20 protein-coding genes are annotated in these 25,482 nt (G+C 69.9%); 5 read left to right on the plus strand and 15 right to left on the minus strand.

The annotated features are described in order from the left end of the window. Nucleotide 1: 1 nt before the first annotated feature. The 3 genes from mreD to PG878_RS16680 all read right to left on the minus strand — a co-directional run bounded on the left by mreD (nt 2) and on the right by PG878_RS16680 (nt 2,810). The gene (gene mreD, locus PG878_RS16670; RefSeq protein WP_010343694.1) at nt 2–487 is read right to left on the minus strand and encodes a rod shape-determining protein MreD; all 486 of its coding nucleotides are present in this window, start codon (nt 485–487) and stop codon (nt 2–4) included. Continuing rightward, nucleotides 484–1,590 carry a rod shape-determining protein MreC gene (mreC, locus tag PG878_RS16675; protein WP_209030699.1) on the minus strand — a complete coding sequence of 369 codons (1,107 nt, stop codon included), beginning with the start codon at nt 1,588–1,590 and terminating at the stop codon, nt 484–486. The genes mreD and mreC overlap by 4 nt, the downstream gene beginning before the upstream one ends. A 173-nt stretch (nt 1,591–1,763) precedes the next feature. Further along, entirely contained in the window at nt 1,764–2,810 is a 1,047-nt protein-coding gene (locus tag PG878_RS16680; protein ID WP_010343692.1) for a rod shape-determining protein, read from the minus strand. A gap of 260 nt (nt 2,811–3,070) precedes the next feature. On the opposite strand from PG878_RS16680, the gene PG878_RS16685 reads away from it, so the two are divergent. Both PG878_RS16685 and PG878_RS16690 read left to right on the plus strand, forming a co-directional pair. After that, nucleotides 3,071–4,003, plus strand: coding sequence for a carbohydrate kinase family protein (locus PG878_RS16685; RefSeq protein WP_010343691.1), 933 nt, complete (start codon nt 3,071–3,073; stop codon nt 4,001–4,003). A 252-nt stretch (nt 4,004–4,255) separates the two neighbouring features. After that, nucleotides 4,256–6,238: a sigma-54-dependent Fis family transcriptional regulator gene (locus PG878_RS16690; protein ID WP_209030698.1), complete on the plus strand. Its 1,983-nt coding sequence runs from the start codon at nt 4,256–4,258 to the stop codon at nt 6,236–6,238. Nucleotides 6,239–6,549: 311 nt separating this feature from the next. Here PG878_RS16690 and PG878_RS16695 read toward each other — a convergent pair whose 3' ends face one another. The 12 genes from PG878_RS16695 to ubiE all read right to left on the minus strand — a co-directional run bounded on the left by PG878_RS16695 (nt 6,550) and on the right by ubiE (nt 22,022). Continuing rightward, on the minus strand, nt 6,550–8,946 hold the full coding sequence (locus tag PG878_RS16695) for a TonB-dependent receptor (protein WP_209030697.1): 2,397 nt from the start codon (nt 8,944–8,946) through the stop codon (nt 6,550–6,552). Between the two features lie 16 nt (nt 8,947–8,962). Further along, on the minus strand, nt 8,963–10,072 hold the full coding sequence (locus tag PG878_RS16700; RefSeq protein WP_019801042.1) for an S-(hydroxymethyl)glutathione dehydrogenase/class III alcohol dehydrogenase: 1,110 nt from the start codon (nt 10,070–10,072) through the stop codon (nt 8,963–8,965). Between the two features lie 53 nt (nt 10,073–10,125). Next, the gene (locus PG878_RS16705) at nt 10,126–11,145 is read right to left on the minus strand and encodes a beta-propeller fold lactonase family protein (RefSeq protein ID WP_209030696.1); all 1,020 of its coding nucleotides are present in this window, start codon (nt 11,143–11,145) and stop codon (nt 10,126–10,128) included. After that, nucleotides 11,142–11,717 carry a c-type cytochrome gene (locus tag PG878_RS16710; RefSeq protein WP_209030695.1) on the minus strand — a complete coding sequence of 192 codons (576 nt, stop codon included), beginning with the start codon at nt 11,715–11,717 and terminating at the stop codon, nt 11,142–11,144. Before PG878_RS16710 ends, PG878_RS16705 begins: the two co-directional genes overlap by 4 nt. A gap of 77 nt (nt 11,718–11,794) precedes the next feature. Beyond that, nucleotides 11,795–13,501, minus strand: coding sequence for a quinoprotein dehydrogenase-associated putative ABC transporter substrate-binding protein (locus tag PG878_RS16715; protein ID WP_244672565.1), 1,707 nt, complete (start codon nt 13,499–13,501; stop codon nt 11,795–11,797). Nucleotides 13,502–13,539: 38 nt separating this feature from the next. Further along, nucleotides 13,540–15,552: a methanol/ethanol family PQQ-dependent dehydrogenase gene (locus PG878_RS16720; RefSeq protein WP_209030694.1), complete on the minus strand. Its 2,013-nt coding sequence runs from the start codon at nt 15,550–15,552 to the stop codon at nt 13,540–13,542. A 344-nt stretch (nt 15,553–15,896) separates the two neighbouring features. Then, nucleotides 15,897–16,535, minus strand: coding sequence for an HAD family hydrolase (locus tag PG878_RS16725; protein WP_209030693.1), 639 nt, complete (start codon nt 16,533–16,535; stop codon nt 15,897–15,899). Between the two features lie 5 nt (nt 16,536–16,540). Further along, entirely contained in the window at nt 16,541–17,260 is a 720-nt protein-coding gene (locus tag PG878_RS16730) for a hypothetical protein (protein WP_017910020.1), read from the minus strand. Further along, complete coding sequence (locus PG878_RS16735) at nt 17,257–18,240, minus strand: alpha/beta fold hydrolase (protein ID WP_209030692.1); 984 nt, start codon at nt 18,238–18,240, stop codon at nt 17,257–17,259. Before PG878_RS16735 ends, PG878_RS16730 begins: the two co-directional genes overlap by 4 nt. A 33-nt stretch (nt 18,241–18,273) precedes the next feature. Further along, the gene (locus PG878_RS16740; protein ID WP_209030691.1) at nt 18,274–18,624 is read right to left on the minus strand and encodes a cupin domain-containing protein; all 351 of its coding nucleotides are present in this window, start codon (nt 18,622–18,624) and stop codon (nt 18,274–18,276) included. A 413-nt stretch (nt 18,625–19,037) separates the two neighbouring features. Then, entirely contained in the window at nt 19,038–20,978 is a 1,941-nt protein-coding gene (locus PG878_RS16745) for a M1 family metallopeptidase (protein WP_209030690.1), read from the minus strand. A gap of 282 nt (nt 20,979–21,260) precedes the next feature. Next, on the minus strand, nt 21,261–22,022 hold the full coding sequence (gene ubiE / locus PG878_RS16750; RefSeq protein WP_209030689.1) for a bifunctional demethylmenaquinone methyltransferase/2-methoxy-6-polyprenyl-1,4-benzoquinol methylase UbiE: 762 nt from the start codon (nt 22,020–22,022) through the stop codon (nt 21,261–21,263). A gap of 111 nt (nt 22,023–22,133) precedes the next feature. Between ubiE and PG878_RS16755 the strand changes: the two genes are divergently transcribed. The 3 genes from PG878_RS16755 (at nt 22,134) to PG878_RS16765 (ending at nt 25,412) form a co-directional block, all read left to right on the plus strand. Beyond that, on the plus strand, nt 22,134–22,589 hold the full coding sequence (locus PG878_RS16755; protein WP_010341927.1) for a nucleoside deaminase: 456 nt from the start codon (nt 22,134–22,136) through the stop codon (nt 22,587–22,589). 183 nt (nt 22,590–22,772) lie between these two features. Beyond that, nucleotides 22,773–23,972: an acetyltransferase domain-containing protein gene (locus PG878_RS16760; protein WP_209030688.1), complete on the plus strand. Its 1,200-nt coding sequence runs from the start codon at nt 22,773–22,775 to the stop codon at nt 23,970–23,972. Between the two features lie 75 nt (nt 23,973–24,047). Next, the gene (locus PG878_RS16765; protein ID WP_209030687.1) at nt 24,048–25,412 is read left to right on the plus strand and encodes a DUF2252 domain-containing protein; all 1,365 of its coding nucleotides are present in this window, start codon (nt 24,048–24,050) and stop codon (nt 25,410–25,412) included. Nucleotides 25,413–25,482 lie beyond the last annotated feature (70 nt).

Consider the following 25,482-nt stretch of genomic DNA (forward strand, 5'->3'; position numbering starts at 1 on the left):
GCTACTTGCTCCGCCGGCCCAGCCGCAGCGCGTCCAGCAGCACGAACAGCGGCGGCCACAGCGCCATGCCCAGCAGCGGCGCCCACCAGTAGTTCCACGGCAGCGTCGGCTCGCCGACGGCCAGGTGCACCGCCGCGGCGACGATGCGGTCGTTGACCAGCAGGCCGCCGATCGCCAGCGCCTGCTGCGACATCGGGAAGAAACGGATGCGCGCGCGGAAGCGCTGCAGGATGAAGCTCAGGATCACCAGGCGCAGCGCCTGCTCGCCCAGCACCCCGCCGTACAGCAGATCGGCCAGCACCCCGACCGCGAAAGCGAAGCCCAGCCCGACCTTGTCCGGGGTCTCGATTACCCAGTACGCCACCACCAGCGCCAGCCAGTACGGCCGCAACGGCTGCACCACCAGCGGCAACGGCATCAACCCCAGCAACAGCGCCACGATCACGCTGACCGGGAGCACCCAGCCTTTGCTGCGCAGGCGGCTCATTGGCCCGTCTCCTTTGGAGCCGGGCGGGAATCGGGAATGGGGAGTCGGGAATCGGTGGTCGCGCGTGCCGGCTTGGTCGGCTGCGGGGTGGCCGCGGTACCGGACGGATGCGCGCTCGGCGACGCCGGGACGGCTGCTCCGGTTGCGGGGGCTGGGTCCGCACCCTGCGCAGGCTTCACTTCACCGCCTTGCGCTGCGCCAACCACGGGCGAGGCGCCTTCCGCAGCCGCAGACGCCGGCTTCGCCAATTCCCGATTCCCGATTCCCCATTCCCTGCTCTTCAGCAACAGCACATCCCTGCCCCGGTCCAGCTTCGCCGCCGGCTTCAGTTCGCCGACCAGGAAGGCGTGGGTGTCGTCCGGGCGCAGGGCGGAGATGGTGCCGACCGGGAAGCCGGCCGGGAAGCGGCCGCCCAGGCCCGAGGTGACGATCTCGTCGCCCACTTCGACGCCGGCGCTGAGCGGGATGTCGCGCAGTTCCAGGCTGCCGCCGCGGCCGTAGACGATCAGGCGCACGCCGTTGCGCGCCACCGTCACCGGCACCGCGTGGTCGGGGTCGGTCAGCAGCAGCACGGTGGAGTGCAGCGGGGTCACCGCTATCACCTGGCCCATCAGGCCGCCGGCGTCGATCACCGCCTGGCCGACGTGCACGCCGTCGCGGCTGCCGGCATCGAGCACCAGCCGCTGCCGGGTCGGGTCCAGGTCGATGTCCAGGATCGGCGCCAGTTGCACGTCCAGGCCGCGGCGCTCGGCCACGCCCAGCAGTTCGCGCAATTGCGCGTTGTCCAGTGCCGCGGTCTGCAGCCGGGTCAGGCGCGCCTTGGCGATCAGCAGTTCGTTGCGCAGCGCGCGGTTTTCCTTGACCAGTTGCGCGTGGCTGGCCGCGTTCTCCTGCACCTGGGTGCCCAGCCGCCCGGGCAGGCCGGCCAGCGCCCAGATCGGCTGCACCAGCACCGTGGCCTGGCTGCGCAGGCGGGCCAGCCAGTCGGCCTGCGCGTCGAGCACGATCAGCACCAGCGCCAGCGCCAGGTAGGCCAGCAGGCGCGGCGTGCTGGCGGATTCGCCGGGGCGGGCGGTGACGGGAGGACCGGCGTAAGGAGGCACGGGCTAAAGCCGGGAATGGGGAATCGGGAGTGGGAAATCGGAAAGCAATGGCGCGCTCCCGGCGCGATCGGGCCGGGGCGCAGGCAGGCGACGGGTGGAGACGGCGCCGGCAGGGCAGAGGCGGAGGGGCCATTCTATTCCCCATTCCCGACTGCCCATTCCCGGCCTCACGCTCACTCCGGCGCGAAGAACTCGTTGCCGTGCATGTCCACCAGCTCCAGCGCACGGCCGCCGCCGCGGGCCACGCAGGTCAGCGGATCGTCGGCGACCTGCACGTGCAGGCCGGTTTCCTCGGAGATCAGCCGGTCCAGGTCGCGCAGCAGCGCGCCGCCGCCGGTCAGCACGATGCCGCGCTCGGCGACGTCGGCGCACAGTTCCGGTGGGGTCTGCTCCAGCGCCAGCTTGACCGCCGAGACGATGCCCGACAGCGGCTCGTGCAGCGCTTCCAGCACTTCGTTGGAGTTGATCTTGATCATCTTCGGCACGCCCTCGGCGAGGTTGCGGCCGGAGATCTCCATCTCCTGCACCACCGCCTGTGGGTAGGCGCAGCCGATCTCCAGCTTGATCCGCTCGGCCGTGGCCTCGCCGATCAGCATGCCGTGGTTGCGGCGCACGTAGTTGGTGATCGACTCGTCGAAGCGGTCGCCGCCGATGCGCACCGACTGCGAATAGACGATGCCGTTCAGCGAAATGACCGCGACCTCGGTGGTGCCGCCGCCGATGTCGATGACCATCGAGCCGCGCGCCTCGGTGACCGGCATGCCGGCGCCGATCGCCGCGGCCATCGGCTCCTCGATCAGGTACACGTCGCGGGCGCCGGCCTCCTCGGCCGACTCCTTGATCGCGCGGCGCTCGACCTGGGTGGAGCCGGCCGGCACGCACACCAGCACGCGGGGGCTAGGGCGCAGGAAGCGCGACTTGTGCACCTTCTTGATGAAGTGCTTCAGCATCGCCTCGGTGTAGGTGAAGTCGGCGATGACGCCGTCCTTCATCGGGCGGATGGTGGTGATATGGCCGGGGGTACGGCCGAGCATCTGCTTGGCCTCGGCGCCGACCGCGGCCACCGAGCGGGTGCCGCCGATCGCGCGGTCCTGGCGCACCGCCACCACCGACGGTTCGTTCAGCACGATGCCCTGGCCACGCACGTAGATGAGGGTGTTGGCCGTGCCCAGATCGATGGACAGGTCGTTGGAGAACATGCCGCGGAGTTTCTTGAACATCGGGGGATTGGGTCCTGGGGCGCGCGCCGTCGCCAGAATGGCGAAAAAATGGGCAGAAAACGAAGTCCGCTAGCCTAGCAATCCGCCTGGGTGCGGGCAAGGAAAATTCTCGCTAAAACCACGCGTTGCGTGGTATCGGCGAGACTGCGATGGATCGTGGTTCTGGCCCTGCCGGGCCGCAGCCGTTACCCTTTGCGCCGCGGCGACCCCGCCCCTCGCCCGCCTGAATGCGGGCTCATTCCTCCGCCAAGGCCTGCCCGATGTCTGCACTGATCTGTGGTTCCCTCGCTTACGACACCATCATGGTGTTCCCGGACCAGTTCAAGAACCACATCCTGCCGGACAAGGTGCACATCCTGAACGTGTCGTTCCTGGTACCGCGGATGCGCCGCGAGTTCGGCGGCTGCGCCGGCAACATCGCCTACAACCTGCACCTGCTGGGCGGCCACCCGATCCCCATGGGCACCGTGGGCCAGGACTTCGGCCCGTACCGCGAGCATTTCCAGGCGCTGGGCATCGACCTGTCGCGGGTCAAGGTGATCGAGGAGCTGTTCACCCCGCAGGCGTTCATCACCACCGACCACGACAACAACCAGATCACCGCCTTCCATCCCGGGGCGATGATGCGCAGCTACGAGAACCACGTGAAGGACGTGCCGGGCGTGACCCTGGGCCTGGTCGGCCCGGACGGGCGCGAGGGCATGATCCAGAACGCCGAGGAGTTCAGCGCCGGCGGCGTGCCGTTCATCTTCGACCCGGGCCAGGCGATGCCGCTGTTCAACGGCCCGGAGCTGCGCCAGTTCATCGAGCAGGCCGACTACGTGGTGGTCAACGACTACGAGTCCAACCTGCTGCAGGAGCGCACCGGCTGGGACGAGAAGGACATCGTCTCGCGCGTGCAGGCCTACATCACCACCCAGGGCCCGAAGGGCGCGCTGGTGCACACCCCCGAGAAGACCTACGACATCCCGCCGGCGCACGAGCGCCGCGTGGTCGACCCCACCGGCTGCGGCGACGCCTTCCGCGCCGGCCTGATCTTCGGCATCCAGCGCGGCTGCGACTGGCTGACCATCGGCCGCATGGGCAACCTGATGGGCGCCCTGAAGGTCGAGCACCCGGGCACCCAGAACCAGCGCTTCGACTTCGACGAATTCAACGACCAGTTCAAGCAGCAGTTCGGTTACGCGCTGTAAAGCCGGAAATGGGGAATCGGGATTGGGGAATCGTAAAAGCGGGAACCTGGCGTCCTGAGACCACGAAGAACCGCGCTTTTGCGCGGTTTTTTTTCGCTGCAAGGGGGGAACAGGATCCGCCCAGCCAAGCCGCTCTTGCCATTCCCCATTCCCGATTCCCCACTCCCGCCTTTGCTGCACTGCGGGTTGAGCACGGCCCCCATTTGTGCGTCACTTGCGCCAGGGGCCCCCTGGGGGGACGAGAGCGCGTCCATGTCCGAGTCGACTGTCGCCAGCCTCGCGCAAGCCAAGGTCGTCGCACCATCCGCCGCCGATGCCGACTGCGCGCCGCTGGCGCGCATGCGCCATTTCCGCCAGATCGAGTCGTTGCCGCCGGTCCTGGCGCGCTCGTGGCGGCGCTGCCTCGACGAGTACGGCCTGGACCCGGACACCCATCCCTCGCCGATGGTCCACGACGACGGCGAACTGCGCGAGCGCCAGCAGCGGCTGGAGGCGCTGCTGCGCATCGCCAAGGTGGAGATGGAAAATCTCTACGAACAGATCGCCGGCGGCAGCTACGCGGTGGTGTTCGCCGACACCGAGGCCACGGTGTTGCACAGCGTGCAGGATCCGGCGCTGCTGCGCGCGTTCCGCGAGACCGGGCTGTTCTGCGGCGCCAGCTGGGCCGAGCGCTATCAGGGCACCAACGGCATCGGCACCTGCGCGATGGAGGGCAGCGCGCTGAGCGTGCACCGCGGCGAGCACTACCTGGAGCGGCACCTGCCGTTGTCGTGCAGCGGCGCGCCGATCCTGGATCCGCAAGGCCGCCTGCTGGCGGTGCTGGATGCTTCCACGCCCGACGCGCGCGATACCAAGCTGGTGCAATGCCATACCGGCGCGCTGGTGCGTATGTCGGCGGCGCAGATCGCCCGCGCGTACTTCCTGGAACAGTACCGGCATGCCTGGATCCTGCGCTTCCACAGCCGTCCGGAGTTCGCCGGGCTGCTGCACGAGGCGTTGATCGCGGTGGGCGGCGACGGCCGCGTACTGGCGGTCAACGAGGCGACGCTGGAACAGCTCGGCAAGCCCGACCGTTCCCCGCTGGTCGGGCGCGATATCGCCCAGGTGATGCAACTGGATTTCGACACGCTGGAGCAGCGCGCGCGCAACGACGCCAGCACGCTGTGGTCGATCCGCTGCGCCTGCCACGGGCGCCGCTTCTTCGCCCTGGCGCAGCCGCCGCGCGCGCGCCCGCCCGCCAGCCGTGCCCGCGCCGGCGGCGCGGATGCCCAGGCCGCGCGCGCCAACGACCATGTCGGCTCCGATCCGCGCATGCTGCACAATCTCGACAATGCGCTGAAGCTGGCCAAGCACCGTGTGTCGATCCTGCTGTGCGGCGCCACCGGCACCGGCAAGGAAGAGTTCGCCAAGGCGGTGCACCGCAGCTCGCCCTGGGCCGACCGGCCGTTCGTGGCGGTGAACTGCGCGGCGATCCCGGAGGCGCTGATCGAGAGCGAACTGTTCGGCTATGCGCGCGGCGCCTTCACCGATGCCGCGCGCGAGGGACGCCACGGCAAGCTGCTGCAGGCCAGCGGCGGCACCCTGTTTCTGGACGAGATCGGCGACATGCCGCTGCCGCTGCAGACGCGCCTGCTGCGCGTGCTGGAGGAACAGAGCGTGACTCCGCTGGGCAGCGACCGCGCGGTGCCGCTGGAACTGCACGTGATCAGCGCCAGCCACCGCGACCTGGCGCAGATGGTCGGCAACGGCGGCTTCCGCGAGGACCTGTACTACCGCCTCAACGGCGTGGTGCTGCACCTGCCGCCGCTGCGCGAGCGCAGCGACAAGGCCGAACTGATCCGCACCCTGCTGCGCGAGGAGAGCGGCGAGCAGCCGGTGCGCATCAGCGAGGACGCCCTGCACAAGCTGCTCAGCTATGCCTGGCCCGGCAACCTGCGGCAGTTGCGCAACGTGCTGCGCACCGCGGCGGTGCTGTGCGCCGACGGCGTCATCCGCATCCCCAACCTGCCGCAGGAAATCGTCGACGCCGACAGCGGCCCGTGCCTGCTCGGCGACGATGCGCACGCCGGCGACGGCGTGCCCGGCCGCGTCGCCCTGGACAGCGCCGAGCGCAGCGTGCTGCAGCAGCAGCTCGAGCGCCACCGCTGGAACGTCAGCCGCACCGCCGATGCGCTGGGCATCAGTCGCAATACCTTGTATCGCAAGCTGCGCAAGCATGGGTTGGCGACGGTTTGAGTTGAGTCGCATCTCGATTTGCGAATGTCGCTGCGCGTCGCCGGTGAAGCCTCGCCTGGCGCGTTGCCAGGCACTGCTGGCGCGAGTGCTTGGGGAGTTTGAGTCGCAACCGCTGCTGCGGCTGGAGGAAGCCCGGCTTCGACGTCGCGGCTGAAGCCGCTCCTACAGGACTCGCAGCGCCGGTGGCGACGCGCGCTTCCGTAGGAGCGGCTTCAGCCGCGACACTCGCCGGAGCCGGCCGGCGTCCGGCCGCATGGACCAGACGCATCATGCGAAGCGCATCAGCGCCACGCAACAGCGCACGACGCCCGCTAGAACCGCCAGCGCAGGCCGATCTGGTACTGCCGCGGGGCGCCGGGGGCGACGAAGCGCGACGGGCCGTCCTCGACCGCGGCGTCCTGCGGCCGCGCCAGGGCACCGCCCGGAAACAGATCCTCGGCGATGGCCGCATACGTCTCGTAGCGGCGGTCGAACACGTTGTTGACCCGCAGGTACAACGACAGGCCCTCGGCGAGTTCCCAGGTGCCGTGCAGGTCGAGCAAGGCGTAGCCGCCGGTGGACAGATCATGGCGGGCCGGTGCCTCGCCTTCTTCGGGATCCTCGACCAGGCCATCCTCGTTGCCGCTGGCCACGCGCCGCGACACCGCGCGCAGGTCCGCGCCGAGCGCCAGTTGCGCCAGCGCCTGCCACTCCACACCCAGCTTCAGCGTGTTGCGCGGCAGGCCGGCGATGCGGGTGCCCGGGCGCAAGGTCACGGTGCGCTCGCCCGAGAGCAGTTCGCCGGTGCTGCGGTAGGTGGCGTCCAGGTAGCTGTAGCCGGCGAACCAGCGCAGCGCGCCGCGGCTGCCGCGGTAGCTGAGATCGGCACCCTGGTAGCGGGTGCGATCGACATTGTCGAAGTAGCCCTGCTGGGAATTGGGTGCGCGCAGGAACAAGATGTCGTCGCGGTTGTCGGCGCGATACAGCGAAGCGTTCAGTGTCTGCGCCGGCGATGGGTTCCAGCGCAGGCCGAGTTCGTAGGTGCGCGAGACGATCTGCTCCAGGCGCGGATCGGCCTGCAGCCCGGTCGGCAACCGGCACGGCTGCTCCGGGTCGGCGCAGCCGAGTTCGATCGCGGTCGGCGCGCGGCTGTTCTGCGAGGCCGAGGCGAACGCGGTGAAGCCGCCGCCCAGGCGCTGGGTGATGCCCAGCGACGGATTGGCCTTGGCGAACACGAAGCGCTCGCGCGGCAGCACGCCGTCGTCGGCGGTGGACAGGGTGTTGGCGACGGCGACGCGGTTCCAGCGCAGCGCACCGCTGACATGCGTGCCCTCGCTCACTTCCCAGGTATCGGCGGCGAACAGGCCCAGGGTGTTGCTGCGGCCGTCGACGCCGGAGAAGAACTCCCGGTCCTCTTCCGGATCGGCGACCACCGAGCGATCGTCCTGCACGAAAGCTTCCTGTTCGTACTGCCGGTAGCGCACCCGACTGCGGTCGTAGGTGGCGCCGATGCTCAACGCGTGCGCGCCGGCCTGGCGGCTGAGGTTCAGCGCCACGCCCTCGGCATGCTGGCGCATCTGCGTGGTGTTGAGCACGCCGCTGTGCAGGGCGTCGGCATCGGCGCGCGAGACCGTGCAGCCGGCATCCAGCGGCGTGCCGTCGGCGGCGTAGCCGTCGGCGCAGTCGTCGACGAATTCCTCGTAGTCGTCGTTGATGTCGCCGTTGACGGTGTCGCGGCGCCCCTGCCGGTAGTAGGCCAGCAGATGCAGCGCGGTGCGCTCGTCGAAGCGGTGATCGAACTGCCCGGTAAGCAGCGTGTTGCGATTGCGGGTCAGGTCCGGCGAGGTGTAGACCGCGGCGCGGTCGGCTTCGTACAGTCCCGGCTCGGTGCCCTCGTCGGTATAGCGGTAGCTCGGCAGCAGGCCGTTGCCGACCAGGCGGCTGCGCCCGTGCAGCAGCGACACGTCCCAGTCGGTGCTGTCGCCCTGCCGGCCGAGCTTGCCGAACACGGTGCCCAGGCGGCCGGCGGAGGCGTCGCGCCAGCCGTTCTCGTCGAAGCCGGTGACCGCGACGAAGGCATGCAGGCCGTCGCGGCCGGCGTAGCCGTAGGACGCATCCAGGCGCTTGCGCGCGCCGCTGCCCACCGACAGGTCGGCGCGCAGGCCCGGCGCGGTCAGCCCGGACTGAGTGGTGAAGGCCAGCGCGCCACCCAGCGTGTTGGGGCCGAACAGCGGGTTGGAGCCAGGCATCAGCGCCACGCTGCGGATCGCCGCCTCCGGCATCATGTCCCAGCTGACGATGTCGGCGAACGGCTCGTTCATGCGCACGCCGTCCAGGTACACCGACACGCCCTGCGAAGCGCCGGGCAGCGCCGAGGCGCGGAAGCCGCGGAAGGTCAGATCGGTCTGGAACGGACTGCCCTGCACCTCGTTGGTGTCCACGCCGTTCATCTCGCGCAGCAGGAAGTCGGTGAGGTTGCCGGCCTGGCTGCGCGCGATGTCGTCGGCATTGGCGGTCTGCACCGTGTACGGCAGCAGGTCGGCATCGATCAGCGTGCCGGGAATCGGCGTGGCGGTGACCTCGACCCGGTCCAGCGCGGTGATCTGCGCATCGTCGGCGTTGACCGTGGTCTGCGCGCGCGCCGGTGCGGCGAGCAGGCCGATGGCGGTGGCGACGGCCAGGGCGAGCGAACTCGCCGACGGGGTGCTGGGTCCTGGGGTATAGGGCATGCCGGTTCCTTGAGGCTCAGTAGAGAACGATCGATTTGATGCCGCGGCCGGCGCGCATCGCCTCGAAACCGCGGTTGATGTGGTCCAGCGGCAGGGTTTCGCTGATCAGTTCGTCGATGCGGATCTCCCCGGCCAGGTAGCGCTCGGCATAGGCCGGCAGTTCGCTGCGGCCCTTGACCCCGCCGAACGCGCTGCCGCGCCAGGCGCGGCCGGTGACCAGTTGCAGCGGCCGCGTGCTGATCTCCTGCGCGCTCGGCGCCACGCCGAGGATGATGCTTTCGCCCCAGCCCTTGTGGCAGCACTCCAGCGCCGCGCGCATCGCGCGCACGTCGCCGACGCAGGCGAAGCTGTGGTCGGCGCCGCCGTCGGTGAGATCGACGATGACCTGCTGCACCGGCGCGCCGAAATCCTTCGGGTCCAGGCAATCGGTGGCGCCCAGCGCGCGCGCCAGCGGGAACTTGTCGCGGTTGATGTCGACCACGATGATGCGTTCGGCGCGCGCCATCACCGCGCCCTGCACCACCGACAGGCCGATGCCGCCCAGCCCGAATACGGCCACGCTTTCGCCCGGACGCACCCGCGCGGTATTGAGTACCGCGCCGATGCCGGTAGTGACCGTGCAGCCGAGCAGGCAGGCCTTGTCCAGCGGCGCGGCCGGATGGATCCGGGCCACCGCGATCTCCGGCAGCACCGTGTACTCGGCGAAGGTGCTGGTGCCCATGTAGTGCAGCAGCGGGCGCCCGTGCAGCGAGAAGCGGCTGCTGCCGTCGGGCATCAGCCCGCGGTCCTGGCTGCTGCGGATCGCCTGGCACAGGTTGGTGCGGTTGGAACGGCAGTACTTGCACACGCCGCATTCGGGCATGTACAGCGGGATCACGTGATCGCCCGGGCGCACGCTGGTGACGCCGACACCGACGTCCTCGACCACGCCGGCGCCTTCCTGGCCCAGGATCACCGGAAACGCCGCCTCGGCATCGATGCCGGACAAGGCGATGTCGTCGCCATGGCAGATGCCGCTGGCGACCATGCGCACCAGCACCTCGCCGGCCTTGGGTGGCTGCAGATCCACTTCCTCGATGGCCAGCGGCTGGTTCGCCGCCCAGGCGACCGCGGCTCGCGTCTTCATTCCGGCTCTCCCCGCCTCCCGTCGCGGCGCCCGAGAGCGCCGCTCGCCTCACCTCACTGCGCCACGACCACACCCCATGGCATCTCGCCCACCGCGATCTGCTTGATCTCCTTCATCGCCGCCGTGTCGATGACGCTGACACTGTTGGAACGGCCATTGGCCACGTACAGCTTCTTGCCGTCCGCACTCAGCGCCGGGTTCCACGGCCGCTGCCCGACCGGGATTTCCGCCAGCACACGGCGCGCGGCCGGATCGATCACGCTGACCGTGCCGGCGCCGTTGGAGGCATACACGCGGCTGCCGTCGCGGGCGATGGCGATGCCGGCGGTGCGCTGCCCGGCCGGGATGCTGGCCACGCGCTTGCGCGCCGCCAGATCGATCACGTCGACCACGTTGGCCGCTTCCTGCGCCACGTACGCCGTCTTGCCGTCCGGCGCGAACGCCATGCCGCGCGGATGGCCGCTGGTGGCGATCACGCCGGTGGACGTACCGGCCTTCAGGTCGATCACGTCCAGGTCGTTGGAGCCTTCGTTGCTGGTCAGCAGCAGCGCGCCGTCCGGGGTGTAGACGCAGTGTTCCGGCGCCTGCCCGCGGGTGGCGATATGCGCGCCGATGGTGAAGCCGGCCGGGTCGATCAGCATCACCTGGTTCTGCCCCTCCACGCACACCGCCAACTGGCGGCCATCCGGCGATGCGGCGACGCCTTCGGCGTTCTCGCCGATGTCCACGCTGCGCAGCACGCGGTCCTGCACGGTATCCAGGTCCAGCAGGCGATGGCCCTGCGCGTCGATGACGTACAGATGCCCGGGCGGACCCGGCACCACCTGTTGCAGGCGCTTGCCGAGCTGGCCCTGCGCCGACAGCGTCCGCACCACCCGGTCGCTGCCGGTGTCGATCACCGAGATGGTGCCGCTGCGCTGGTTCGGGACGTAGGCCAGCGCCGCGGCAGCGGTCGTCGGTGCCGGCGCAGCCTTCGCGGCATCGGCCCCTGCGGCGGGCGCAGGGGCACGCTGGCAGGCCGCGGCGCACAGCGACAGCGCGACGACCGCGGCCAGTCGCAACGCGTTCCTCATTGCGTGGCGCCCGCGGTCTTGTTGATGGAGTGAATGAAGGCCAGCAGCTTCTCGGTGTCGCCCGGCTTGAGCACCGGCCCGAACGGCGGCATCTGCCCGACCACCTTCTCGTGGCCGATGCGGGTCTTGCCGTGCGCGGCCATGCCGGCGGTGCCTTCGGTGATCAGCGCGCGCAAGGTGTCGTCGTCGCTGCCGTAGACCCAGATGTCGTTGGTCAGCGGCGGACACATGCCGCCGCCGCCGGTGCCGCCGTGGCAGGCGGTGCAGCCGGCGGAATTGAAGATCGCCTTGCCTTCGGCGACCAGCTCCGGGGTGACCTTGACCGGCGGCCCCTTCGGAATCGGCGTTACCGCCGCAGCGGGTGCGGGTGCAGGCGCCGCGGCAGCGGGCGCGGCAGGCGCGGCCGGTGCAGGCGCAGGCGCTGCGGCAGGCGCGGGCGCGGCCGCGGGCGCGGCCGCGGGCGCAGGCGGCGTCTCCTGCTTGCCGCAGGCGGCCAGCAACAGAAACGCGGCGAACAGGGACATGGGCAACAGCACGGAGACGGCGCGACGACGGACGGAAGCAGGACGCATGGGAACAGAACCTTTGCGGAGTGCACGATGGGAAGAGCAGGCCGCGCGAGCGGCATGTGCGGGACGGCAGGAAGCGGTCATTGCGTGCGTCGGTGCTGGGCCTCCGTCAACAGGTGGGCGAGTTCGGCATTGCCGCGTTGCTGGGCCAGCGCCGCGGGCGTCTTGCCGTCGCCGTCGCGCGCATCGGCGCTGGCGCCGGCGGCGAGCAGGCGCCGGGCGCTGTCCTCGCGCCCGGCGGCGGCCGCGAGCATCAAGGGAGTGACGCCGGCGCGGTTCGCGCGGTCGGGCTCGGCGCCGCGCTTGAGCAGCAGGTCGAGGATCTTCGGCTCGTTGCGCGCCACCGCGAACATCACCGGGGTGAAGCCGGCCGGATTGGCGTGGCGCACGCTGGCGCCGGCGTCGAGCAGCGCCTGCACCACGTCGGCATCGGCGTAGGAGATGGCCAGGTCCAGCGGCGTCCAGCCGTCGGTGGACACCGCCTCGACCTTGGCACGATGCGCCAACAGTTGCGCGACGCTCTTGCCATCGTTGGACCAGGCCGCCTTCATCAATGGCGTCCAGCCATTGCTGTCGCGGCTTTCGACCTTGGCGCCGGCGGCCAGCAGTTCGCCGACCAACAACGGCGCCTGGTTGCGGATCGCCTGCTGCAGCGGCGGCTCGCCGAGCAGATTGGGTTTGTCGGCGCTGGCGCCATGGCGCAGCAGCCAGGCCACGCGCACGCCGTCGCCGGCATCCAGCGCATGCGCCAGTTCCTCGTTGGGATCGGCACCGCCGGCGATGCGCAGCTGCAATTGCGCCAGCATGTCCGACGAGGCCTGCGCGCTCGGCGTGTCGTCCTGGTCGTCGGGCACCGCATAGGGACCGTGCGAGCGCAGGTCGCCGGCAACGATGCAATCGGCGCAGGCCACCAGCGGCACGTGGTAGTCGCGCAGGATCGCGCCGATCTTGCCGGCGCTGCGCTGCATCGCCGCGTTCAGCGCATCGCGCAGGTCCGCGTTCTTGCGCGACACCGCCCACGCCATCGAATACTCCAGCACTTCGTTGTCGATGACGTTCAGCGGCACCACGCCGAGGCCGCCGCGCGCGGCGTAGTAGCCGGCCACCGGACCCCAGGATTCGGCGGCATCGAGCTTGCCGGCGGCGACCTGCTCGGCGAGCTTGCCAGGGTGTTCCTGCGGCGCGCTGGCCGAGTCGTAGAACAGGTATTGCACCTCGCCCTGCACGCCATGGTCGAACAGCGCCTGCCGCGCCGGCGAACTCTGGAACACGCCGACCTTGAGTCGTTTCAGCGCCGGATCGTCCAGCGATGCCGGACGCAGGTCCAGGCCCTTGCGGGTGACCAGCACATAGGTGGAGCGATACAACGGGCGCGTGGGCAGGCCCATTTCGAAATCGCTGTTCATGTCCATCAGCACGTCGCAACGCCCGGCGTTGATCGTGCTGCGCGCCAGGCCGCGCTGGTAGTAGCTGCGCCACTCGTACTCCAGGCGCCGGCCCATCTCCGCGGCCACCACCTGGGCGATCTTGTTCTGGAAACCCTCGCCTGCGCGATCGGACAACGGCATGTTGCCGGGATCGGCGCAGACCCGCAGCACCGGCGCATCGGCCGGCAGCGTCGTGGCGGGCGCGGCGGAGGCCGGCGCCGCAGCGGCGGGCGGGGCAGCAGAAGCGCGAGCCGTCGCGGACGACGGCTCGCGCGTGCAGCCTGCGGCGACGAGTCCGAGGCTGCACAACAGCAACACGGCGCGCGCGCCCGCAGGCAGGCGCCACGAGACGGGCGCCATGCGGCCCCCGCTCGCACCCTGGACGCGGCGCCGCCGGCTCATCGCACCGTCTTGGCGGCGACTGCCGCGCTGCCGCCGCCCGCAGCCGCGGTGGCGGTCGCGGTGGGGGTGACGGTCTTGCCGGCGCCGTCGATGCGGAAGGTGTGCACCATGCCGCCCAACGGGATCTTGTCGAAGCCGTTGCTGAAGGCCAGGCCCGCGGCACCCAATGCGCCGTACGGATCGCCCGGATCCAGACCGGCGGCGACCGGCAGGCCGATCCAGCCGCCGATGCCCGAGAACACCGCCACGTACTGGTGGCCGTTTGCCTTGTAGGCGATCGGGTTGCCGATGATGCCGGAGGGCAGCTTGGTCTCCCACAGCTTCTTGCCGGTGTCCTTGTCCACGGCGCGGAACCAGCCATCGAGCGTGCCGTAGAACACCAGCCCGCCGTCGGTGACCAGGGTGCCGCTCCACACCGGGAACTTCTCCTTGATCTCCCACTTGGACTTGCCTTCGACCACGTCGAACGCCTTGACGATGCCCAGCGCGCCCGGCTCGTTCGGCTTCATCATCACGTTGGCGAACACGTACGGCAGGCCCATCATGGTGTTGCCGCGCTCCTGCGGGTCCAGCTCCATGTGCCAGTTGTTGGTGCCGCAGAAGAACACCGCCGAGTTGGCCGGATCCACCGAGCACGGCTGCTGGTCCTTGCCGCCCATCGCCGACGGGAACGCCTCGACCTTGCGGCCGCGCTCCAGCGGCGAATGCGCCGCGACCTTGACCGGGCGGCCGGTCTTCATGTCGATGCGCTCGGCCCAGTTGGCCGGCACGAACTTGTTGGCGCGCAGCAGGGTGCCGTCGCGGCGGTCGAGCACGTAGGCGAAGCCGTTGCGGTCGAACTGCACCACCGAAGGCACCTGCTTGCCATCGATGGTCAGGTCCACCAGGATCGGCTCGTTGATGCCGTCGTAGTCCCACTGGTCGAACGGGGTCTTCTGGTAGCCCCACACCGCTTCGCCGGTGTCGATCTTGCGCGCGAACAGGGTCATCGACCACTTGTTGTCGTACTCGCCGCTATCGCATTCCTTCTGCGTGGTCTTGCCGCAGCGGTACGACGGGCTCCACAGGCCGGGATTGCCGGTGCCGTAGTAGACCAGCTTGAGTTTCGGGTCGTAGCTGTACCAGCCCCAGGCCGCGCCACCGCCGCGCTTCCAGCCTTCGTCGGGATAGGTCTTCTGGCCGAGGTCGCCGAGCTGGCCGTGCTGCGGATTGGCCTTGTTGAAGTCCGGGCCGAGGCAGATGTCCTTGTCGGTGCCGGTGGCCTCGCAGGACCAGGCCTGCTTGCCGTCGGCCAGCGCGTACGCGGCGACGCGGCCGCGCACGCCGAACTCGTTGCCGCTGATGCCGGCCACCACCTTGCCGTCGGCGATGATCGGGGCCATGGTGATGGTCTCGCCCTTCTCGGGATAGGCGAGCTTCTGCTTCCACACTTCCTTGCCGGTCTTGGCATCGAGTGCGATCACATCGCCGCTGAGGCTGCCGAACACCAGCTTGCCGTCGGCATAGGACGCGCCGCGGTTGACCGTGTCGCAGCAGGCCACCGCCACCGCGCGCTCGTCCTGCTGCGGGGTGTACTTCCACAGCACCTTGCCGTTGTCTTCCTGCGACAGGTCGATCGCGAACACGTTGTTCGGATAGGCGCTGACCATGTACATGGTGCTGCCGATCACCAGCGGCTGGCCCTCGTGGCCGCGGGTGGCGTCGGTCTTCATCTCCCACGACATCTTCAGGTTCTTGACGTTGTCGCGGTTGATCTCGGACAGCGGGCTGTGCCGGTTCAGGCCGAAGTCGCGACCGATGCCGCCCCAGTTGTCCGGGTTGGCGGCATTGCTGGCGAACTCGCTGTCGGTATCGGCGACCGCGGCCGGCGCGGCGGCCGGCGGCTGCTGCGCGGCGGCCGGTGCGGCCGGCGCCGGTGCCTCTTCCTGCTTCTTGCAACCCGCCAGCGCCAACGCAGTGGCCAGCGCGAGCAACGTACAAGCCTGGGTACGACGTGAATGACTGTGCATCGTTCTACTCCCCTCGTTGAAGAGCCGCGCCACGTCACCTATGTCGGCGGGTGCCACGGAACCTGAAGCGTGGGTGTATGCGAGCAACGTCCATGCCATCGCAGCGCTGCGATGCAACATCCCTTGACGTGCGGATCACGACGCCATGCGCCGCCCTGAAGGCGTTCGCCCAGGTGGCCGAATGTGTCTCGGTAACGTGACACTTTGTGCCACGCGGTTGCATCGCCTGTGGCGCAATGTGAGCACGCGCCTCGGTGGCACACCCTGCGCCATCCAGGCCCGTGCGTCGGTGCGCTGCAAGGTGAAGTGAGGCCGCGGCGGCCATTCGCCGCCGCGACGCGCGGTCAGTGCGGCTGCGGGCCGACGCCGTCCTGCCACCACGCCAGCAGCGCGGCGCAATCGGCGAAATGCAGGTCGGCCAGCCCCGGCCAGGGATTGTCCGGATGCAACAGCACGGTGGTGGCCCCGGCGTGGCGCCCGCACTGCAGGTCGTAGGCGTGATCGCCGACCATCGCCAGCGCCTGCGGCGCCACGCCCCAGTGCTCGGCCAATTGCAGCAGGCCGCCGGGATGCGGCTTGGGCGGGGCCTCGTCGCGACCGAGGATGGCCACCTCCTCGAACAGGTCGTCGACCTCGATCTCCTCCAGGGTCAGCTGCGCCAGCTCGCGCGCGTTGCGGGTCAGCACCGCCAGCCGGCAATCGGCCGCACGCAGGGTGCGCAGCAGGGCAGGCGCGCCGTTGGCCGCGGTGGCCTCCTGGGCGAGCACGCGCTCGTGCTCCAGCAGCCAGGCGTGCTTGCTGGCGCGCTGCGCGTCCGGCAACGCCGCCAGGTGCTGCAGGATGTCGGCCTGCGGCGGGATCTGCAGTTCGCGGCGGATCAGCGCGAAATCGTGCACGGCGCGGGTCAGCGTGCCGTCCATGTCGAACACCCAGTGGCGGACCTGGCGCAGCGCTTCGGCTGGCGGCGGCGTGGCGGCATGCATCGCGCTCAATCCCAGCCCGGCATCTGCGCGCCGTCCAGGCCGCCGGTCTCGAACACCGCGGTGCGGGTGCCGCCGGCCTTCACCGGGAAGGTGATCTGCAGCACCGTGGTCTTGCGCGCCAGTTTCCACAGCGCCTTGTCGTCGCTGATGAACATGGCGATGGCCTCGTCGGTCTTGGGCCGCCAGGCCGCGGCCGCGTGCGGCGGCGCGTCGTCGGCCTTCAGTTCCACCTTGCAGCCGCCGGCGCAGCGGAAATCGCCGGACTGCAGCACCAGGTAGGCGCTGCGCTTCCATTCCGGATGGTCGCGGAACACCAGTTGCACCGGCTTGGGTCCGCTGCCGTCCACATCGACCTTGTCGCGGCTGTACAGCATCGCCGAGCGCTGGACGCCCTTGCCGGCCGGCACCTGCGAGTATTGCCAGGCCGCCTGCATGCGCCGCAGTTCGCGTGCCGCCTCGCCCTTGGCCTTGACCTCGGCATAGCCCGGCTGGATGCGCTCGGCCGCATCCGACCCGGGATACTGCTGCAGCAGCGCCGCGCCATGGATCCGCGCCAGGTCCCAGTTGCCGGACTTCACCGCGGCGTCGTACTGCTTGGCCAGGTCGTCGGCCGCCTGCGCCTTGGCCTGCGCTTCGGCCGCGGCCTGCGCCTTGCGCTCGGCCTCGTGATCGCCGCAAGCGGCCAGGGCGACGGCGCACAGCGCGCCGAGCAGGATGCGTTTCATCGTGGGGTTCCTCGTTGGATCAGGGCGTCGATGGCCTGCGCGACCTCGGCGGGCTTCTCGACGATGGACATGTGGCCGCTGCCGTCCAGCAGCACCTGGATCGCCTGCGGCAGGCGTTGCGCGTACAGCGCCAGCGCACTGGCGTCGATCACCGCGTCCTGCACGCAATTGAGCAGCAGCGCCGGCTGGCGGATGCGCGCGGCCTCCTCGAACGGCAGGAACGCCTCCTCGCCGCGGCCGATGCGCGCCAGCACCTGCTGCTCGAACGCGGCCTCGCGGCGGCGCCAGGCCACCACCGCCGGCACCGCCCAGCGCGGGATGCGCGGCTTGGCGCGCTCGAGCAGGAACACTGTGTCGATGTAGCGCTGCAGCGATGCGGCATCGTGCACCGCGAACGGATTGTGCCCGTCCAGTACCGCCTGGCCGAAGGCGTTGTCGGAAAAACGCACGCCGGCGGCGTTAAAGAGGCCGACCCGGTCGAACACGGCGGGGTGGCGCGCCGCGGCCAGCGCGGCGATGCCGCCGCCCATCGAGTGCCCGAGCAGCACGCATTCGCTGCCCGCACGGCGTGCGCACTGCACCGCGAACGCGGCCACGCGCTCGGCCTGCGCGACGAAACCGTAGTCCTGCCCGGCGATACGCTGGCTCTCGGCCCAGCCGGGCAGATCCGGGATCACCAGGTGATAGCGGGTGCCCAGCGCGCGCGCCAGCGGCAGCCAGTTCTCCTTGCTGCCGGTGAAGCCGTGCACCAGCAGCAGGGTCGGCGCGGCGGGATCGACCGCGGCGCGCACCAGGTAGGTCCAGGCGTGTCCGGCGACCTGCGCCTGGCGCCGCTGCAGCCCGCTGCCGCGGCGCTGGCGCAGGCTCTCCAGGCGGACCAGCAGGAACGGATCGCGCAGCACCAGCACCACGCCGACCAGTGCCGCAACCAGCAGCAGCACGCCGGCCAGCAACAGCCAGGCCATCGTCAGCACCAGCATGGCGGCAGCGGAAGATGGAAACGGATCATGCGCTCACACCACCACGTCGGCTTCGCCGAGATGGATGGCCAGCCACACGGTCGGCTGCTCGGGATCGGTGAAGGTCACCCAATGCGGCGTATCGGCCGGGATGAACAGATGATCGCCCGGTGCCAACGCGACCTCGCGCTCGCCCAGCGCCACCCGCGCGCTGCCGCGCAGCAGCAGCACCCATTCGTCGTGCGCCTGCAGATAGGGCGTGTCCTGCGGCGTGGTCTGCCCATGCGAGACGATGCGCTCGACACGGCAACCGGAGCGCCGCAGCAGTTCGGTAAAGATTTCGCCACCGCGCGCATCGGGCAGCGCGGCCAGCAGGGAACCGGCCATTGGATGTGCGTCGGTCATCTCAGCAGCGCCTCGACGCGCGCAGGTGATTCCGCTCGCATCGGCATCGGCAATGTCCTGCCATGGCGATGGCGCTTGCAGCAGAGACCAGGGAGGCGGTGGCGAACGAGGTCATGCGCGCATGGACCGGGGACCATCGGGACTGCCGAGGATATCGCGAATGCGTGGCAACGGGTCGCCGCTCGCGCGCTGCGGCATGTATGGAATTCGTTAACGCCGCACTGGACAGGCGCGCATCGTGCAGGACGCGCAGGCAACGCCGCGCATGCGCATCTGGCGCAACGTGCGCGCACCGAACTGCTAGCGATCTCCTTCCGCATGGCGCACTCGCCGCACCATGCAGGCCTTGCAAACGCACACGGCGCCGGGATCGCTCCCGGCGCCGTGTGCGCGGTCTTCAGTGCAGGCGCGCGTCAGTGCGCGGCGCTGCCGGCCTTGGCCTTGTCCAGCATCTCCTGCACCGACACCGTGGTGATCGGGTGGTAGCCGGGCTTGGCCTTGGCGAACACCTCTTCGGCGAAGGCCAGCCCGTCCGGGGTCTTCACCAGCTCGGCGTAGATCGGCAGGATCAGCTTGCGGCGGCCGACGCGGGCGATGAACTCGCCGGCGGCCGGGCGCGCGTCCACGTAGCCGCTGCGGATCGCCAGCGGATACCAGCGCATGGCGATCTCGCCGTTGGCGGTGCCGGTGAAGTGGTAGGCGTCGTCGAGCTGCTTGAGCTGCGCCGGGGTCAGCTTCTCGCCCAGGCCGCTGAGGAAGCGCGTCCACTCTTGCGTGCTCCACGCATCGGTCACCTGCTTGCCCGGCAGCGTGCCGCTGCCGCTCCAGGCGATGCGCGCGGTATCGACCATGGCGAAGTTGCGCGAACGCGCCTTCTGCGCGAACGCCGGAATGCCCGGCTCGTCCAGCCACGCATGCAGCTCCTGCGCGGTCACCGCATTGGGCTTCTTCGGCAGCAGGTGGGTCTTCAGGTACTCCACGAACTGGTCGGTGTTGGCGCTCTGGAACGCGTGGTCGTCGAACCAGCCGCGCAGGAACGGATCGAAGGTATCGCGGCCGAAGCGCTGCTCCAGGAACTGCAGGAACCATGCGCCCTTGACGTAGGCGACCTGGCTCAACGCCTCGTCCGGATCGCGCTCGGTCAGCGCCGGCAGCGCCAGCGCCTGGTCGGCCGGGCTCATGCCCTTCAGTTCGGCCAGCAGGTCGGTCTGGTCGATCTCGCGCTCCATCTCCGCCGCTTCGGGGCCGTACAGCGCCTCGGTGATGCGCGCCTGCACGTAGGTGGTGAAGCCTTCGTTGAGCCAGATGTCCTTCCAGCTGGCATTGGTCACCAGGTTGCCGGACCAGCTGTGCGCCAGCTCGTGCGCGATCAGCGACACCAGCGACTTGTCGCCGACGATCACCGTCGGCGTGGCGAAGGTCAGGCGCGGATTCTCCATGCCGCCGAACGGGAACGACGGCGGCAGCACCAGCATGTCGTAGCGGCCCCAGCGGTACGGACCGTACAGCGTCTCGGCGGCCACGATCATCTTCTCGGTGTCCTCGAACTCCTTGGCCGCCTTGTCGACCATCGCCGGCTCGGCCCACACGCCCGAGCGCGCCGAGATCGGCTTGAACACCAGGTCGCCGGCGGCGATCGCCAGCAGGTAGGACGGGATCGGCTGCGGCATCTTGAAGCGGTAATCGCCGTTGCGCACCGCCTTGGGATCGTTGTCGGCGCTCATCAGCACCATCACGTCCGGACGCGAGACCACGTGCGCGCTGTAGGTGAAGCGCACGCTCGGCGTATCCTGCAGCGGCACCCACGACCGCGCGTGGATGGCCTGCGACTGGCTGAACATGAAGGGCAGCTTCTTGCCCTCCGTCATCGACGGCTCCAGCCACTGCAGGCCCGAGGCGGTCGGCGCGGTGTGGTAGGTGATGCTGATGGTCTGCGGCTGCGTCGGCGCCTCGATGGTCAGCTTGCTGCCGTAGATCTTGTCGGCCGGCGCCAGCGCGTACTGCAGCGGCGCCTGCTGGCCCTTGCCGTCGTCGGCCTGCACCTTCTCGATGGTCAGGTCGCGGGTATCCAGCACCAGTTGCTTGGCGCTCTTGTCCTTCCAGTCCAGCGTGTAGGTGGCGGTGCCGCCGATCTGCTTGCTGTCGAAATCCAGCTTCAGATCCAGCGCCAGGTCCTTGATCACGACCTTGGACGGCTCGGCGTAGGAGGTCTCGTCGTGGCTGCGGTCGGCCGGCTTGGCCGCGGCGGGCGCCGGCTTGGCGGCAGGTGCGGCCGCATCGGGCGCAGGCGCTTCACGGGAACACCCGGACGCGACCATCGCGGCCAGGGACAACAACAGGAACGGGGAACGCATGGCAGACAGCACCGGTTCGGGGAAACCCGAAGTTTACCGGAAGGCCGGGATTGGGGATTCGGGAGTGGGGATTGGCACGGCGGTGCGGCGCGCGCTGACGAACCCCGTATCCCGTATCCCGATTCCCGGCTTTCTGTGGCGGATGCGTGCACTGGCACCGCCGGACCCCGCGTCGGGACTGAAGTCCCTCCCACAAGGACAGCCAGCGCCGCGATCGGTCAGCACCCGATCGCCCGCTCTTACGAATCCCGAATCCCGAATCCCGATTCCCGAATCCCGGCTCTAAATCTTATAGCCCGAATGGATCGCCACGATCCCGCCGGTGAGGTTCTTGTAGTGGCTGCGGGCGAAGCCGGCCTCTTCCATCATCCCCTTCAGCGCGTCCTGCGGCGGATGCTTGCGGATGCTCTCGGCCAGGTACTGGTAACTGTCGGCGTCCCTGGCGAACAGCTTGCCCAGGCGCGGCAGCACCTTGAACGAATGGAAGTCGTACAGCGGCTTGAACCAGTCGGCGGTGACTTCGGAGAACTCCAGCACCCGCGCCTGGCCGCCGACCTTGAGCACGCGGTACATCTCGCGCAGCGCCGCGTCCTTGTCGGTGACGTTGCGCAGGCCGAAGGCGATGGTCACCAGGTCGAAGCTCTGGTCCGGGAACGGCAGCGCCTCGGCGTTGCACTGCACGTAGTCCAGGCCCGCGACCAGGCCGCGGTTGGTGAGGCGGTCGCGGCCCACCGAGAGCATGCCGGCGTTGATGTCGCCCAGCACGATCTCGCCGTCGGCGCCGACCCGGTCCTTCAGCAGCGCGGCGATGTCGCCGGTGCCGCCGGCCAGGTCGAGCACGCGGTCGCCCGGCTTGACCTGCGCGGTGGCGACGAAATAGCGCTTCCAGACCCGATGGATGCCCATGCTCATCAGGTCGTTCATCAGGTCGTAGTTGCCGGCGACCGAGGTGAAGACCTCGCCGACCAGCTTCTGCTTGTCCTTGGTGGCGACGTCGCGGAAGCCGAAATGGGTGGTACCGGTCTTGTAGGGGGATTCGCTCATGCCGGGATTATCGCACTGCCGGCCGCCGCGTGCCGGTGAAGCGCCGCCCGGGATGACAGCCGCCGGCCGCCTGCGCCAGACTGCCGGCCACTCCCTTCCCCCGGCCCCGCCATGCTGACCACGCCCGACTACCGCGCCCTGCTCGACACCGCCATCGCCGAAGCCCGCCAGGGCCTGGCCGAGGGCGGCATCCCGATCGGCGCCGCCCTGTACCACCGCGACGGGCGCCTGCTCGGCTGCGGCCACAACCGCCGCGTGCAGGAGGGCGACCCGTCCGTGCACGGCGAGACCGACGCCTTCCGCAAGGCCGGGCGCCAGCGCCGCTACAAGGACACCATCATGGTCACCACCCTGGCGCCGTGCTGGTACTGCAGCGGCCTGGTGCGGCAGTTCAACATCGGCACCGTGGTGGTCGGCGAATCGGTGACCTTCCAGGGCGGGATCGACTGGCTGCGCGAGAGCGGCGTGGAGGTCATCGACCTGCACAGCCAGGAGTGCATCGACCTGCTCGGCGGCTTCATCGCCGCGCATCCGGACGTGTGGAACGAGGACATCGGCGAGGACTGAGCGGCGCGCCGCCGCGCAGGCCCAGGCGCGGCGGCCTGACGACGCGCCCCGGGGACAGGTGCCCGCGTCGGCCAAGGGTTGTGCCATCGCCCCGCGTGACCACCAGGATCGCGACGGCGCACGCGGCCGGCGCCCGATGCACAAGTGTTATATTGTTTCAATATTCGACACCCGCCGTCACGCATGCCGCCCGCCGCTTCCGTTTCCGCTGCGCCCGCATCCTTCGCCCTGCCCGCCGCTGCCACGGCCAACGCACGCCTGGCCTCGATCGATGTGCTGCGCGGCACGGTGATGCTGCTGATGCTGCTCGACCACGTGCGCGAGACCTTCTACCTGCACCACCCGGTGGGCGACCCGATGGCGGTGGAGGACACCGCGCCGGCACTGTTCGTGACGCGCGCCCTGGCCCACCTGTGCGCGCCGGTGTTCGTGTTCCTGACCGGCCTGTCGGCCTGGCTGTCTGCGTCCCGGCAGGCCGACGGGCGCGCGGCGGCCGCCGGTTTCCTGCTCAAGCGCGGCCTGTTCCTGATCGTGCTGGAACTGACCCTGGTCAACCTGGCCTGGAGCGGCGCCTTCCCGCCGCAGGCGCTGTACCTGCAGGTGATCTGGGCGATCGGCCTGAGCATGCTCGCGCTGGCCGCGCTGCTGTGGCTGCCGCGGCCGGCGCTGGCCGTGCTGGGCGCGGCGCTGGTCGCCGGCCATCACCTGCTGGACGCCGTGCAGGTGCAGGGCGACGGCCCGCTCGCGGCGATCTGGGCGGTGCTGCACGACCGGCGCTGGCTGGAGCTGGGCGACCTGCGCCTGCGCACCTCCTATCCGGTGCTGCCGTGGATCGGGGTGATCGCGCTCGGTTACGCCGCCGGCCCCTGGTACGGCGCCGCCACCGACCCGGCGCAACGCCAGCAACGCCTGCTGGCCTGCGGGCTGGGCGCGCTGGCCGGGTTCCACCTGCTGCGCTGGCACAACGGCTACGGCGATGCGCCCTGGCAGGTACAGGACGACCTCGCGCGCACCGCGATGAGCTTCTTCAACGTGACCAAGTACCCGCCATCGCTGCAGTTCCTGCTGCTGACCCTGGGCGTGGGCCTGTTGTTGCTGCGCCTGTACGAACACCCCGCCGTGGCGCGCAGGCTGGCGCCCCTGGCGGCGATCGGTGCGGCGCCGATGTTCTTCTACCTGCTGCACCTGTACGTGCTGAAGCTCGCCTACCTGGCCGCGCTGGCGCTGTGGGGCGCCAACCAGGGCGACCTGTTCGGCGTGGACAGCGTGGCCGCGCTGTGGGCGATCGCCGCGGCGCTGGGGCTGGTCCTGTACTGGCCCACTGCCGCGTTCGCGCGGCTGAAGGCGCGGCGCCGCGACCAGGCCTGGCTGCGCTACCTCTAGGACGCCACGGTTCATCTGCGTGCAATGCCGGCGTGGTCGACTGCCGGCTCCCTCGTCCGCGCCTGGAGACCTGCGATGTCCACCCGCCTGCCGCAGTTGCTGCTGATCGGCCTGACCCTTGCCGCATGCGCCGGTGGCGCGACGGCGGCGAGCAAGCGCGACGCCTGGGTGGTGCAGCAGATCCACGACTACAACCATCCCTACGCCGCACAGCGTGCCGAGCTGGATACCAAGATGGCGACCATGGCCACCAGCGCCTACGCTTTCTACCGCGGCACCGACCACCTCTTCTACCAGGACATGACGACCCTGCCGGGTTCGCTGTGGACCTCGCCGCAGACCGGCTACACCTGGCTCGGCGGCGACACCCACCTCGGCAACTTCGATGCGGCGCGCGACAGCAGCGGCAAGGCGGTGTTCAAGGTCGCCGACTTCGACGAAGGCCACCTCGGCCAGTACGTGTGGGACCTGCGCCGGCTGGCCGCGAGCATGGTCCTGGCCGGCCGCGACAACGGCCTGTCCGACAGCGACATCGGCGACGCCATCGACACCATGGTCGGCGCCTACCTGGACAAGATCGCCGATTTCCGCGGCAGCGACGCCGAGGAGAGCTTCCAGCTGAGCAAGCGCAACACCAGCGGCGCGGTGGCCAAGATCATCGACAGCGCCGACGGCAAGAGCCGCAGCAGCCTGCTGTCCAAGTACACCGTGGTCAACGGCGGCAAGCGCCAGTTCCAGGACCTGGACAACCTGGTCGCGGTGGACGCCGGCACCGCCTCGGCGGTGGCCGCGGCGATGAACGGCTACATCGGCTCGATCGCCGCCTCCAAACGCTATGCCGCCAGCTACTACACCATCAAGGACGTGCGCCAGAAGCTGGGTTCGGGCACCGGCAGCCTCGGCCGCCTGCGCCTGTATGTGCTGATCGAAGGCCCGAGCGCGTCGACCAGCGACGACGTGATCCTGGAATGGAAGCAGGAAGCGGCCAGCGTGGTGGCGGTGGCGGCGCCGTCGCAGATGCCGGCCTCCACCTACGACAACGACGAGGGCGCGCGGGTCGCGCGCACCGCCAAGGCGCAGACCATCGACGCCGACGTGCTGGTCGGCTACGCCAGCGTCAACGGCACCCCGTTCTACGTGCACGAGAAGTCGCCGTTCCAGCAGGACCTGGACCCGACCGCGCTGGACAGCGCCGGCAAGCTCGCCACCGCCGCCACCTACCTGGGCCAGGCCCTGGCCTCGGCGCACGCGCTGGCCGACCAGGACTACGACCCGAACGTGGTGCCCTACAGCATCGACAAGCAGATCGACCAGGCGGTCACCAGCAAGAGCGGCCTGAAATCGGAACTGCGCCAGTTCGCGTTCGACTACGCCGCGCAGGTGCAACTGGATTGGCAGTCGTTCGTGGCCGCGTACAAGGCGGGTACGCCGCTGTATTGAGTGCGCCGAGTGCGTGCAGTCGACCCAGTGTGGCGCGTTGGCGGTCGCATGCGGCTTCCGGTGCGCGTCA

This window comes from Xanthomonas hawaiiensis, assembly GCF_031834635.1.
Taxonomy (GTDB): Bacteria; Pseudomonadota; Gammaproteobacteria; order Xanthomonadales; family Xanthomonadaceae; genus Xanthomonas_A; species Xanthomonas_A sacchari.

Excerpts from the sequence above, each read along its gene's own strand:
- PG878_RS16680 (WP_010343692.1), bottom strand. The coding sequence starts at position 2,810 with ATGTTCAAGAAACTCCGCGGCATGTTCTCCAACGACCTGTCCATCGAT.
- PG878_RS16755 (WP_010341927.1), top strand. The coding sequence starts at position 22,134 with ATGCTGACCACGCCCGACTACCGCGCCCTGCTCGACACCGCCATCGCC.
- PG878_RS16730 (WP_017910020.1), bottom strand. The coding sequence starts at position 17,260 with ATGAAACGCATCCTGCTCGGCGCGCTGTGCGCCGTCGCCCTGGCCGCT.
- mreD (WP_010343694.1), bottom strand. The coding sequence starts at position 487 with ATGAGCCGCCTGCGCAGCAAAGGCTGGGTGCTCCCGGTCAGCGTGATC.
- PG878_RS16705 (WP_209030696.1), bottom strand. The coding sequence starts at position 11,145 with ATGAGGAACGCGTTGCGACTGGCCGCGGTCGTCGCGCTGTCGCTGTGC.
- ubiE (WP_209030689.1), bottom strand. The coding sequence starts at position 22,022 with ATGAGCGAATCCCCCTACAAGACCGGTACCACCCATTTCGGCTTCCGC.
- PG878_RS16685 (WP_010343691.1), top strand. The coding sequence starts at position 3,071 with ATGTCTGCACTGATCTGTGGTTCCCTCGCTTACGACACCATCATGGTG.
- PG878_RS16765 (WP_209030687.1), top strand. The coding sequence starts at position 24,048 with ATGTCCACCCGCCTGCCGCAGTTGCTGCTGATCGGCCTGACCCTTGCC.
- PG878_RS16690 (WP_209030698.1), top strand. The coding sequence starts at position 4,256 with ATGTCCGAGTCGACTGTCGCCAGCCTCGCGCAAGCCAAGGTCGTCGCA.
- PG878_RS16715 (WP_244672565.1), bottom strand. The coding sequence starts at position 13,501 with ATGGCGCCCGTCTCGTGGCGCCTGCCTGCGGGCGCGCGCGCCGTGTTG.
- PG878_RS16760 (WP_209030688.1), top strand. The coding sequence starts at position 22,773 with ATGCCGCCCGCCGCTTCCGTTTCCGCTGCGCCCGCATCCTTCGCCCTG.
- PG878_RS16745 (WP_209030690.1), bottom strand. The coding sequence starts at position 20,978 with ATGCGTTCCCCGTTCCTGTTGTTGTCCCTGGCCGCGATGGTCGCGTCC.
- PG878_RS16720 (WP_209030694.1), bottom strand. The coding sequence starts at position 15,552 with ATGCACAGTCATTCACGTCGTACCCAGGCTTGTACGTTGCTCGCGCTG.
- PG878_RS16700 (WP_019801042.1), bottom strand. The coding sequence starts at position 10,072 with ATGAAGACGCGAGCCGCGGTCGCCTGGGCGGCGAACCAGCCGCTGGCC.
- PG878_RS16735 (WP_209030692.1), bottom strand. The coding sequence starts at position 18,240 with ATGCTGGTGCTGACGATGGCCTGGCTGTTGCTGGCCGGCGTGCTGCTG.
- PG878_RS16710 (WP_209030695.1), bottom strand. The coding sequence starts at position 11,717 with ATGCGTCCTGCTTCCGTCCGTCGTCGCGCCGTCTCCGTGCTGTTGCCC.
- PG878_RS16740 (WP_209030691.1), bottom strand. The coding sequence starts at position 18,624 with ATGACCGACGCACATCCAATGGCCGGTTCCCTGCTGGCCGCGCTGCCC.
- PG878_RS16695 (WP_209030697.1), bottom strand. The coding sequence starts at position 8,946 with ATGCCCTATACCCCAGGACCCAGCACCCCGTCGGCGAGTTCGCTCGCC.
- PG878_RS16725 (WP_209030693.1), bottom strand. The coding sequence starts at position 16,535 with ATGCATGCCGCCACGCCGCCGCCAGCCGAAGCGCTGCGCCAGGTCCGC.